The organism is Enterococcus hulanensis (assembly GCF_005405485.1).
Taxonomy (GTDB): Bacteria; Bacillota; Bacilli; order Lactobacillales; family Enterococcaceae; genus Enterococcus_A; species Enterococcus_A hulanensis.
In genome coordinates, this window is sequence record NZ_BJED01000001.1 from 456,374 (window position 1) to 468,903 (window position 12,530).

10 protein-coding genes are annotated in these 12,530 nt (G+C 43.4%); 1 reads left to right on the forward strand and 9 read right to left on the reverse strand.

The genetic code is table 11. The features are described 5' to 3' along the window. Positions 1-173: 173 nt before the first annotated feature. Complete coding sequence (locus FFR60_RS02095) at positions 174-1,547, reverse strand: M24 family metallopeptidase (protein WP_137662796.1); 1,374 nt, start codon at positions 1,545-1,547, stop codon at positions 174-176. A gap of 174 nt (positions 1,548-1,721) precedes the next feature. Here FFR60_RS02095 and FFR60_RS02100 point away from each other — a divergent pair, with 174 nt between their 5' ends. Next, entirely contained in the window at positions 1,722-3,275 is a 1,554-nt protein-coding gene (locus FFR60_RS02100; protein WP_088935102.1) for an AcpB/EbpR/MafR family transcriptional regulator, read from the forward strand. A gap of 230 nt (positions 3,276-3,505) precedes the next feature. Here the strand turns inward: FFR60_RS02100 and FFR60_RS02105 are convergent, their stop codons facing one another. The 8 genes from FFR60_RS02105 to cydD all read right to left on the reverse strand — a co-directional run bounded on the left by FFR60_RS02105 (position 3,506) and on the right by cydD (position 12,388). Continuing rightward, entirely contained in the window at positions 3,506-4,324 is an 819-nt protein-coding gene (locus FFR60_RS02105) for a class F sortase (protein ID WP_137662797.1), read from the reverse strand. Positions 4,325-4,566: 242 nt separating this feature from the next. Beyond that, positions 4,567-5,688: a DUF6179 domain-containing protein gene (locus FFR60_RS02110; RefSeq protein ID WP_137662798.1), complete on the reverse strand. Its 1,122-nt coding sequence runs from the start codon at positions 5,686-5,688 to the stop codon at positions 4,567-4,569. After that, complete coding sequence (locus FFR60_RS02115; protein WP_137662799.1) at positions 5,685-6,116, reverse strand: DUF6323 family protein; 432 nt, start codon at positions 6,114-6,116, stop codon at positions 5,685-5,687. The genes FFR60_RS02110 and FFR60_RS02115 overlap by 4 nt, the downstream gene beginning before the upstream one ends. Before the next feature lie 381 nt (positions 6,117-6,497). Next, positions 6,498-7,541: a peptidylprolyl isomerase gene (locus FFR60_RS02120; RefSeq protein ID WP_137662800.1), complete on the reverse strand. Its 1,044-nt coding sequence runs from the start codon at positions 7,539-7,541 to the stop codon at positions 6,498-6,500. A gap of 171 nt (positions 7,542-7,712) precedes the next feature. After that, entirely contained in the window at positions 7,713-8,051 is a 339-nt protein-coding gene (locus tag FFR60_RS02125) for a multidrug transporter (RefSeq protein WP_137662801.1), read from the reverse strand. Positions 8,052-8,252: 201 nt separating this feature from the next. After that, positions 8,253-8,783: a ClbS/DfsB family four-helix bundle protein gene (locus FFR60_RS02130; protein WP_137662802.1), complete on the reverse strand. Its 531-nt coding sequence runs from the start codon at positions 8,781-8,783 to the stop codon at positions 8,253-8,255. Between the two features lie 147 nt (positions 8,784-8,930). Then, positions 8,931-10,679 carry a thiol reductant ABC exporter subunit CydC gene (gene cydC / locus FFR60_RS02135; protein WP_137662803.1) on the reverse strand — a complete coding sequence of 583 codons (1,749 nt, stop codon included), beginning with the start codon at positions 10,677-10,679 and terminating at the stop codon, positions 8,931-8,933. Then, positions 10,676-12,388, reverse strand: a complete 1,713-nt coding sequence (cydD, locus tag FFR60_RS02140) for a thiol reductant ABC exporter subunit CydD (RefSeq protein WP_137662804.1) — start codon at positions 12,386-12,388, stop codon at positions 10,676-10,678. Before cydD ends, cydC begins: the two co-directional genes overlap by 4 nt. Between the last annotated feature and the right edge of the window lie 142 nt (positions 12,389-12,530).

A 12,530-nucleotide genomic window follows, 5' to 3' on the forward strand; every position in this document is an offset into this window, starting at 1 on the left:
CCCTTTTCTTTTTTGACCGACTGCCTGTCTAATTAAACTATAACAAATTTATAATGAAATGCTTAAACTTTTAACAAAATCAGTCTAAAGTATTAGTCCTTAAACTTTAAAATTTTTGTATAAAATGAAAAAAATCCCCAAAGGACTCTCCCTTGAGGATCTTATAACTTAGACTATTTAGCTGATAAAGCTGACTCTTTATTTAGGAAAAATGGGCGATAATAGGCCGCCGCATTGCTCATTGGCAAGACTTCTTCACTTAACTTAATTCCGATTTCTTCTATTAAATAGCTGCGGCGTGCTTGCATGCGGGACCACATCTCTGGATACTCGTTTTGAATAACAGCACGCAGATGTTCATCTGCCAAAACGACACCGCCTTCACAGCTGGCACCAGAATAGCCTGGAACCGAAGGAATGATATCGAATTGGAAAAGCATGCCGCTTTTGATTTTTTCGCTTGAATCAGGATAAATCGGTGAAGCCAGCCACTCTTCATCTCCGCATAAATGACCGGGATTCAAATGCCAGCCATACTGCTCTTTAGGTAAGACTTCTTCGATTTTATCGTATAAATCTGCGCCCGGCATATCGATCGCGATGGTCTCGAACCAAGTCTTAACTGCATTGAAGTAAGGTTTCGCGACACGATCCAGATAATCCTGTTCCGCTTCAGGTAATTCTTCGCTGGTGTGAACCGCGTAACCGCCGCGACTTTGCAGACCGCCTTTATAGCCGCTGGTCATGGAAATTCGATCCCCCAGCTGGATTTTCTTCCCGGTCGGATATAGGTTTGCTTTCTCAAAACGCGCGCCTGTTGCCATGATCGTTACGACACTCGGCGTTTGACCAAAATCATTCAGATAGGCGCCGATCTCCATTTCGCTTTTTCCGACTGCCAATTGATCCATAGCGTTTAAGATACAATTTCCAGCAAGCATGGCGCCAAATTCGTAGTGGGCGATCTCGTTGGCGTTGTTGGTTGTGCGCAGACCGTTTTCACCGATCATCAAATACGCCGCATTCTTAAAGCTTGCTTCAGGAGCCGCTTGTTTTAGCCCGTCAACTAAAAAGTATGGCAGGTCATAAAGAGCAGCGTTGTCATCATGCTGGCTGGTGAAGTTCTTCCAGCCGATCAAGCCAATCGAAGCAGCCTGATCAAGCTTAGTTTGCTTCAAAATCGCCGGCACACTTAACGTTGTTTCCATCGGTTGATTCGGCAGTGAAAAATGCGGCAGATGGACTGCGGTCGCCGCGATCCGGGCAAAAGGAACCTTATTCAGATTTTCGTTACCTAAAACTAAGTAGGCTTCACCGGATTGATGAATGACCAATAAGGCTTCTTCAAAGCGCGGGACAAAGCCGGTGAAATATTCAAAATTACCGCCATGCTCCAGATCGGCATATATCACGACGGCATCAAAATTATCTGCCTGGATTTTCTTTAATAAATTCGCTTTGCGGATGTCCATTGTTTCATCAGTCAGTGGGACTGGCAGAACGTCTTTATCTAATTGGGGTGCTGCTGTTTTTTGTAAGTTAATCACGATTGTTTCGCTCCTCCATTTTTTTCTATCATACCATAGCAATCAGTAAGAAAATACGTGAAATAATTCTTCATTTTTGACAATTTTCCCTATTATCTAACTAAATGACTCGCTTTTTTTGAAGAAAATCGGTAAAATTGTAATGGAAAATAATTATTTTGAAAGGAGTCAAATATGAAACAATTACTTAACTCCTCTACTAATCGACGAATCCAGTTCGTTGAGTTTTTGGATCAGCTGCCTTCTTGGTGCGATATTAAAGAAGCCGCCAGAACCGTTGATTGCTCTGTCAAAACGCTTCTTTCTGACATTGACTTTATCAATGAGTTTTGGGGGGACTATATTTATATCGAGTATTCAAAATTTCAGGGTGTCCGCTTAAACAACATTACCTCCAATAAGCTTGGGAATGTCTATGGCAAGATTTTCCAAGAATCCCTTGAGTTTCAGTTTTTGGAAAAAATGCTGTATGAATCGAATCAAGATGCGGACTACTGGATCAATGAATTGTTCATGAGCGAGGCGTCGTTTTATCGGATGGTCAATGCTTTAGAAGAGTTTTTAAAGCGGCGCGGTCTGCAATTGGAACGTTCGCCCTTTCGAGTCGTCGGACCTGATGAACGCTGGGTGCGTTTCTTTTACCAGCAGTATTATACGGAAGCTTATGGGGTCAACCAATGGCCTTTTACACTAAATCATGAAGAAACGACATGTTTCATCATGCGTACCTCGACGGATTTTGACGTCTCCTTAGACGATCGCGAGATCCAAGAGGCCGCTTATTTATTTATGGTGACTCTAAATCGCATGCATCAAGGGTTCTATTTACCGGAAAGCGTCTATGAGGAAGAAGACGACACGATTGATAAGGTCTTAGATTTCAGCCGGCCCTTTGCGGAGCATCTGCTAGCTGGAACGGACTTCAAATTACCGCAAAAATGGTATAAGGAAATCAGCCGAACGGTTTACCATGAATTTTATAACTGGGACAATCCGGAACAAATCGTGCGGATCAACAGTAAGATCGACACCTTCTTGAAAAATATCTCGCAGGCGATCGAATATCCGCTGGAGCGTGATGACAAACGAAAAATCATGCAGGAGATGATGTCTTGGTATGTGGAATATAACTTCTATCCTTATCGCCAGATCATGCTGTTTGATAAGCATCAAAAGTTCGCCCGTGAAATCCAGCTAGTCTACCCGATCTTCTCTTCCTTAGTCAAGATTCACTTGAAGGATATCGAGAAGAAATCGCCGGAGCTGTGGACCGACATTCGTCTGAACAATGTCTTTTTCGTATTAATGAAGGAATGGTCTCATTTGCCGGTGCACTTAGAGAAATTACGCCGAAAAGTCACGATTCTGGTAATCAGTGATTTAGGTCGGAAGCATGCGGAGATGCTGCAGGACTTTTTGATCGCTAATTATAGTAAGCGGATCGTCGTTGATACCTTCAAAGAACCAGTTATTGCAACCGGACCCGATGATTTCGAAAACTTTGCTTCATACGACATTGTCTTGAGCAATAATCCGATCGATGGGTATGATAATGACAATGTGCTGATCGTAAACAATTTCTTCTCGGCCTCCGATCGTGAGAATCTTTTAAACCTAATCGTTGCAGTGCAAAAAAATTCGGCCCGCAAGCATCTGAAGGAGCTGGGCAATCTGAAGTTACGGACCGCCCAAGAGATCTATTTCTCTGAGAAAATAATGAATCAATAAGAAAGGCTTCGCGAACTCGCTCAGCTTTTGAGCAATAAGACCAAAATATTTCTAAATTGCTTCTCAAATTTCGAAATATTTTTGCTTATTGCCGATAAAGCTAGTTCGTGAAGCCAGACATGGATATACCCGCTACAAAGCGATTTATTCATCTGAAAATTTTATACTTACTTTATAGTTAAAAAAAGAGCAGTCCCGTAGAAACTAATTACGGGACTGCTCTTTGCTGTTTATTTATTGGCGAAAACAATTAAGTTGTAGTCGTCGTTGATACAGGTTTGCAACGTGATGCGTTCACCGCCGCCAGTGCCTGTGATTTGATCCCAATAATCAGTCCCGTCTTCGGCGATACCGGAATCATCCACGGTCACGATTTGCGAAACAGTATATGACGTTACATTGTTTGAACCATCGGATACTTCGATCGTTGCGCCAGTGCCTACTGAGAACAAGACGTTAAAGATTCCTGGGTTATGACCAATGAAATGAGTGTTGACTCCGTCATTTCCAGATTGTACAGCGGCGCCGCCCCATGTTGCGACTACATTGGGATTGGCATCAATGATCGCTTGACCATTTCCTTGTCCCGCATTTGCATAAGAGATCAATTGTCCATTGACCATTAACTGATCTGCTTGCATCGATGCTGGTGCTGGATTTGCGGCATTTTGATTTTCTTCGGCTGGAGCCGTCGTTTCATTTGTCGTCTCTGCTTCATTAACTGTTGGAGCTGGTCGATCATTAGCTTCCGTTGATTCAACGGTTGGTGCTGCCTGTGCATTTACTTCTTCAGAACTGCTGGCAACCGCTGGAACTTCACTTGCTTGCGTAGATGATTCACTTGCAGCGGTCGAACTGCTGGCTGCTTGACTAGATGAAGCCACAGAAGATTTTTCTGTCGAAGCTTCGGCTTTTTTGGTTGACGATTGTTTGACTGTTGTTTGACTCGTCGTACTTGATGAACTTGCTTGCGAGTCTGCCAATACGGATGCGGCGCCAGTACTAATGAAAAGCGCGGCGATTACGATAAATTTTAAATAGGTACTCATTTTCCATTGCCTCCTAAGCAAAAAGCTCTTTGCTATTTGCCTACAAGTTAATGGATAAATGGCTATTTCCGTTGAATACTGCTCATGAAATAACGTTTGATATTATATTATTTGATAGAAGTTGCCAGTTTAATAGGATTCCAACTAATTATTTCATAACTTTCCATTCTGGAAACAAATCTGGTCGAGCAGATTATTAGTGAATTTATTAATTGTGATGTATTCAACTGGTTAAATCCTATCTAGGAGAAATCATCAGGGACTAATTGATACTCATCTACTGCTCTAAATAAGGCCGAAAGTTCAGCTTCTGGAAGAGCTTTTATATAATCTTTTAAAAGTTCTAAAACCCCACCATATGTTGTCATACCAACGATTTCTGCATATGATGTATAGTCGAGTTTGTTCATTTCAAAGATTAAAAGAACCTTTATAAAGTTTTTGTTGAACTCTTTTAAAAGATTTTTATAAAACTCCATGCTTTCTGCTGATATTTCCACATATTCTTCAAAATCTGCCGGAGCTGAAATTTCACTGGTAATCAATCGAATTTTCTCTTGCTTATCCGCGACAGAATAAGCTTCCATTAGCTGATTGAAGCGACTGGCAGTCATTACAGGCGGCATTTCTAGCAGCTTCTTCCTATCCTTGGTCACCACAAAGAAGTGAACAGCGCTCTCAGGCACCAGCAGCCGTTGAACCGTTAGCTGAAAGTGAGCGAATATTCGGCGATAATAATCATTTTGCTGAAAAAGCTGTTCCAGTTCTGGGAAGTCCGTTTGATCCTTGATCCGGCCTAAAACATATTGGGCCTCAATTTGATTCAGCAATAAAGTATGGATCGCTTTTTTCCCAAGAAGCAGTTTACCGATCATTTGTTTAAAGACGATCTCGAATAGATTGTTTACATCGGTACGATAATCAAAGCCTAAATCCTGCTGATAATGATCCAGCAGTTCATAAACTTGTGTTTCGGGAATTCGCTTTAGGAAAAATACTTCAGCCGCTAAATTGTGCAAATAGCGCTCATAGAAATCGAGTCCGACAAAATCAGCTGGTACAGCTTCGGCCAGCTGATAGTCTAAAAAGGCCTGATCGACTTCGGCGGCACCAAACTCCAGATCATACACCGAGAAAAAGTTACCGATTTCAGCTAAGCTCTCCTCTAATGATTCAATGCCAAAGCTTTGATAATTCTCCTGAATCGCTTGATATAGTTTTAGGAGTTGGGCTAAGACAAATTCGATGGATTGCTGGATTCTTTCTGCCTGATCCACCGGCATGACACTGGAACCGCTCAGCCGCTCCTGCAGCTTCTTCATGAAAAAAGGATAGAAAGCCGGATCTAATAATTCATTTTTCATTCGTCCTCCTCCAATTCCGGGAAATCTTCAAATGAGCCCTGCAGCATGTCTAAATCCCCTTGATACTTCTGATAGCGTGCTTCGATTGCTTCCAAGATCTCTTGATCCGTTACGTGACCGGGATGATAAGACCGTAAATAATAAAAGAGCGCTTGGCAGACCGACAGATGCTCTAGAAAATCGCTTTTGTAAAAAATGGCTTCCTCAGTTAAAAAGCCTGCTAACGCTTGGGCATTCTGCCAACTAAAATCCACTAAATGATGCTCCGTAAAAAGCTGCTTGCGTTCCTCAGCGAGCTCAGAAAAATCCGCCCCCGATAATTGAAAACTCTTTTGGTTCGCCTGCAGTGCGTGATTGATCGCCGTTCGCGGGTTGTCGTTTTGCTGCGCTAAGAACTGGTTAAATAACGTTAAGTCAAACTGTGTCATTTCTTCATCCGCCCCTTTCAGAGACTAAATAGCACAATCACAAAAAAAAGACAATCTTGAATTGTCTCCAAAAATATGGTATTATAAAGAGAGTTGGGGAAGCTGATTTAAGCATTCCTTAACTTTTTTTGTCGGTAAATTGGAGAGTGAACGAACTTCTGTCCTATATAAAATAACTGAAGGAGCGTTTCTATGGTCTATGCTACCTTGCTCTACCTATTAATCGCCGCATTCGTCATTTTTGTCTGGAGTCCGCCTGCGATACTGCGGATGATTATTCTGCTAGTGCTGATTTTGCTATATTTGCTGACTTCAAAGCGGTTCAATCGAAGAAAATAGCGGGGATTTACAACTGAATTAGGATGAAAAAAGCAAGCCAGATTAATTCTGACTTGCTTTTTTAAAGTTGATTTTCTGGATCATTATAGGGTTTAACGGCGCATCCTTTTCGTCGGTCATTTGACTAGCGATCGCACGCACGACTGGCATGCCTTCAATCACTTGACCAAAAACCGTGTAACGTCCGTCCAGCTCTGGAATGCCACCGACTGCTTCATAATGCGAGCGAACCTTCAGCGGCAGGTTCATGCGATACAATTGTTCCTGATCAACATGATTGCGCTCCACGATGTAGAACTGATTGCCATTGGTATTCGGCCCGTGATTGCCAAAACACACCGCGCCATCGAAATGATACAGGCCTTCATCGACCTCATCTTCAAAATAGCCGCCGTAAATCGACTGAGCTTCTTCACCGGAACCATCCAGCGCACCGCCCTGAATCACAAAATCCTTGATTACTCGTGCAAACGGTGTGCCATCATAGAAGCCTTGTTTGGCAAGTCCGCGCCAATTTTTGACTGCCTTCGGTGCATCCTGCTGGAAAACCCGCAGAGTGATCGTTCCCGCATCAGTTTCGATTTGGCAAAGCTCCTCATTCGGTCGAACCGGTGTCAGCTGCAGCAAATATTGATTAGGGTATTTGATGCCATGATCTTGCTGAATGATTTTCTGGATATACCAGTCCAGCTTTTCGCCGTCTGCTAGCCGAGCGACTTGGAGCAAATAGGTATACTCTTTTTTCGGTGTCGCCACACGATAAGTGACTAACCCCCGCAGATTATTGCGGCTATCGCCTTTAATCTTATATAGACTCATGAAACGCGCGGTTAAAAAGGTCAACTCTTGCCCTTTTAAAGGAGTAAAATGCTTGCCTTCCTTACCCAAAACGAAGGCTTCTAGCACTTCTTCCTCTCCTGCAGCTAATTTTTGAGTGAAGTCCTGCAGCCGTTCCTTGATCTCCTGTTCGTCCCAATGACGCGGGATCAGATGCTTGGTGACGGTTTCATTTCCCAGCTTCTTCTTCATTATGATTGCCGCGGCACCTAGAACGCCAGCAGCTAAAACAACCTTGCTCTTTTTCATATCCTGCCTCCAACCTGCATTTTCTTTAATTGTACCAGAAAAACACATGGGCAGTCATTCGCCTAGAGACAAGTGGTAGGATATTTCTAAATATCTTGTTTGCGATATTTTTAGCGTATCTATTAAATTAGAATATACTGCTTTTAAAACTTACGTTTCTGCTTAAACTAGCTATCTTTTTTGATACAATTTTATTGTTTCCTTCAACGTATCACTAAAATCGCTTAAATCATCCATTTCAATTACTTTGTCGTTTAACAACTCCAGGATATTCATTAACATCGTTGATCGTCGTAAATCAATGGTCACTCCTACCTTCTTTTTATCTATCTTAATTCTTTTTTCGATTGCCCAAAACTTTTCAGATGGCGTTGTATTTTGCATTAATATTTTAAGGTACTCTTCATTTAATCGATTCATATAATTTTCTTGCCATCCTCCAATTTTGCTGCTAAATAATCGCCAGTCCCCTTCAGTAAATCCATTGTTTTGATGATCTGGTTGATTCATTTTCCTTCACCTCCCCATTGTTCAATGCTCACTATCTATCATCTATCTAACTAAATGGTAATAATTATGCTCATATTCGTCAAATCACGCTCGCGCAATAGAATCCCTATTTATTGCTAACAGTTAAAATCCAACGATTCGCAATTATTCATTAAAAAAACTGCTCAACCGTTTTTGACAGTTGAACAGCTCTGACGCATTTTAGAACGACTTCTTGAACTTTCTGATTTTCTTCGCGGCCCAATCATAGTGACTTGAAGTGGCCGAAACAAAATAACTGCCTAACGGACTGCCGCCTACCCATGGGAAGACACCTTTTGAAAATAGCTCATCATTGGTGAAAGTGTCCGCCAGCTCTATTACCTGCTGATGGCTTTCGTCCAACAATTGACGAGCTTCTTCATAGCTGGTGGTTTGGTGCTTCTCCCAAAATTCAATGTTCATCGCACCATAGTTTTTCCAGTTATAGCCTTCTTTTAAAAATTGCTGCGCCTTGCCTGCCTGATTCGCCTTGACCCAATTCAGCAGCAGTTGATGCCATTCATATAAGTGAATCAAGACGTCCCGCAGGTTTTTGTCCCGTTTCCAATGGGCTTGTTTTTCCTTTTCAACATCAAAAGTAAAGGTCGCATTTAGGCTTTCTGTTGGAAGCGAGTCCAGCAAATCGCTCATTTTCTTGTAGCCCTCGCTGCTTGCTTGCAGTAAATCGGTCTTTGTCGCTGGTCTTGCCATAATAAATTCCTCCTCGTAGCTCTTTCTTTAATATCAGTATGGACCAGCACGTAGCGTGGGAGTCAAGGGGAAAAGTGAGATTATTTTGGAAAATCTCTTCACAAATAGCAGAAGCCCCTCCAGACGAATACCGGAGAGGCTTCAACTCTATATAATTCCTTTATCGATTTGTTTCAGCTTTCGATAATGGGCGTTGGTTTGTTCTAATTCAGCAGGACTGCCTTGCATTGTTAGGTGGCCGTCTTCGATAAAGATGACCTGATCCATCGCATCGATCCCCTGCAGATGATGGGTGATCCAGATGACCGTTTTTCCTTGAAGCTCATGGAAAAAGGTGTTGATCAACGCTTGTTCTGTCACCGGATCAAGTCCGACGGTTGGTTCATCTAATAGAATAATCGGTGCTTCCTGCAACAAAATTCGGGCTAAGGCTAAACGTTGCCGCTCGCCGCCAGAAAAGCGCAGACCGGCTTCGTCCACCATCGTTTCTAGACCTTCTGGTAAATTTTCCACCAGCTCTTTCAGACCGACACGGGTCAAGACTTGCCAAAGCTCCACATCTTCCGCCGCTTCATTTCCGATTCGCAGATTGTTGGCGATCGTTGTATGAAATAGGTACGGCGTTTGATGGATAACTCCTAAGTATTGGCTGATGTCGTCGCCGAACTTGTAAGTCTCCTCGCCATTCAGCGTGATTGCCCCTTCAGTTGCCCGCAGATCGCCGCGAATCAAATTGGCTAACGTACTCTTACCTGAGCCGCTTCGTCCTAAGATCGCGATTTTCTGCCCTGGACGCAAGGTCAGATCAATGCCTGATAACACGTCCTTTTTACTTTCAGGATAATGATAATGCACCTGATCGATCTTCAAGGTCAATGGACCAGAAACGGTCAGTACGACTGTCTGCTGCTCCTGAATTGCCGGCAGATCGTTTAGATTTTTGATGGAATCTTGATAGCTGTTGGTTTCTTGCGCGGCAGCCGGCAGCGGCGCAAAGGCATCGATCAATGGAAAGACCGATAACACAAATGCCGCGATCCAGTTTGCGGCTCCCCCGTGATTTCCGGGAAATTGACGACTGGTCCAGAATAACAGCGCGATCGTGATCACGCCAAACATCAATTGCAAAATGAAATTACGTTTGCGCTGGAAGCTTTGCAGCTTGCGATTGACTTCACGCAGGGCTTCTTCGGATTCTTCATGGTGGTTCACATAATCCTGCCCCCGTTGACTAAAGATCCAATCGGACACGCCTAAAACATTATCCGTCAAATCGCTATATAGCTGATTTTTCATTTGCTTCTGCTGTTCCTGCCGTGCACCGTTGATGATCACAGACCATAATGGCAGTAAAAATACCACGATCCCTAAAAGCAGCAGCATCGCCAAAGCGAAGAAGGGTGAAAAATAGCCAATCCCGATAATGATAAAGACATACAGCAGCCACGCGATGATCGTTGGGAAGATCGTCCGCAGATACAGGTTTTGAATATGGTTGATATCCTCAGAAAGCAAACCGAGAATATCACCTGTGCGATGATTCTGTTTGAAAAAGATCGCGTCCTGCTCCAATGAATCATACAGCTTCACCCGTAAGTTCGACGTCATCTTCAAGACCCAGTTGTGACTGACTAGACGTTCGACATAACGAAAGACTGGCCGCCCGATCCCGAATGCGCGGGTCAAAACGATTGGTACATAGATCAGCAGAATATTTTCCGGTAAAGAGGCTGCCCGACTGATCAAAAAGCCTGAATTGAACATCAAGGCCCCGGCACAAAAGAACGTGATGAAGCCTAAGGTCAGTGCTAGAAACAGCGATTTCTTGTACTGCTTGAAAAAGGGTTTGACCCATTCGTCTGTTTTTAAGGCTTGGAATAAGCCGATTCGATTCATGCCTCATCACCTCGCAATGCCTGACTCAATGTTGTAAAGGCGCCATTTTTTTGTTTCAATTCTTCCAAGGTTCCCTGCTCCACCAGCTTGCCATGATCCATCACCAGCAGATAATCCATTTCCGCCAGCCAATGCAGGCGATGAGTCGCAAAGAACACTAAATGATTTTCCATTAAAGGAAGCATTCGTTCCTTTAATTCCACTTCGGTTTCAATATCCAAGTGAGCTGTCGGTTCATCGAACAATAAAATCTTCCGCTCTTGATCCAAAAAGGCTCGTGCTAACGCGATTCGTTGTGCTTGTCCTCCGCTTAACGTCCGCGCCCCTTCGCCTAAAATCGTGTCTAGGCCTTCCGGCAATTCCTGCAATAATTCCGTTAAGCCGGTAACTTCAACGGCCTTCAATATTTCCTCATCGCTGGCCTGCGGATGATAGAAAGCGATATTTTCCCGAACCGAACGTTGGAAAATATAGGGATTCTGTGGAATATAAATGAGCTGTTCCTGCCACTGCGGTTGGTCAAAAGCCGGTATAGTCTGCTCATTCAAGCTGATCTGGCTTTCATCCGGTCGCAAGAAGCCGCTTAGCAAATTGATCAGGGTAGATTTTCCTGACCCGCTCATCCCGATGATCCCGATTTTTTTATAGCCCTGTACGGTAAAATCAACCTCCGCACCTAGTTTTTCCGCATAGTTGTAACGCATATCTACCGTCAATCGGCTATCATTTGACCACGTTGGCAAACCGATCGTCGCCGTCTGACTCTCTGATAATTCCAGAATCTGATTAACATCATCCATCGCATTTTTTCCGTCCAAGGTCGCATGATAATCACTAGAAAAATCGCGAATCGGCAGAAAATACTCCGGTGCCAAGATCAATACCGTCAACGCTGGAAATAAAAAGATGCCTTCATTAATCAAACGCAGCCCCAGCAAGACCGCAACCACAGCCACTGATAACGTCGTAAAGAAATCCAACGCGAACGTCGAAAGGATCGCGACCTTCAGCGTGCTCATAGTCGCCTTGCGGAACCGTTCGCTCGTTGTATAGATGCTCTTGCTGTATTGCTTGCTGATGCCGAAGAATTTCAAGGTGTCGATCCCCCGCAGCGAATCAATAAAGTGGTTCGACAAAATTTGAAAGACCTTGTATTGTTTGTCCGCCTTGCTTTGCGCCGCATAACCCAAGATGATCATAAAAATAATGATCAATGGAAAGACGATCAATAAGACCACCCCAGATTCCCAGTCCAGCAAAAAAATCGCGACTAATAAAATCCATGGAATGATCATCATATTCAGCATTTTCGGCAGAATCAAATGCAGGTATTCCTCCACCTGATTGATTCCATCCAGTGCGGTGGTAACCACGCTGCCGGTCCCCTGCTTCTGCACGACCTCGGGGCCTAAGCGAAAAATCTTCCGCAGTAATTGACTCCGCAGATCTTTGGCTTGCTGGTAAGCATACTCCTCTAAAAAATGCTCCCGCAGATACGTCATCAGGTGCCGCAGCGCGAAGGAAGCAAAGAACAGCACTAGCCAGTTGATTTGGTTGTTTAATCCTTCCCCGTTCCATAAATGAGTAATCGCCATCGCTAAGCCGTACGCTTGCCCAATTATAAAGATTGCTTGCAGGACAGCAGATCCTGCAAGCAACATCAGAATTTTTTTGATACCGGGAAGTTGTAATAACTTCTTGTCGATCATGGTTGAGCTCCTAATTCCTATTAATGTATTCATTTTTCAAAAAATGAAAAATGAGTTTGATTGTCATGCCGTATATCATCCAGCTAAACTGCTTGTATGTTAGTCAGTGCAGAATTATGCGTTTGAGGCTCCCTTTTTTATC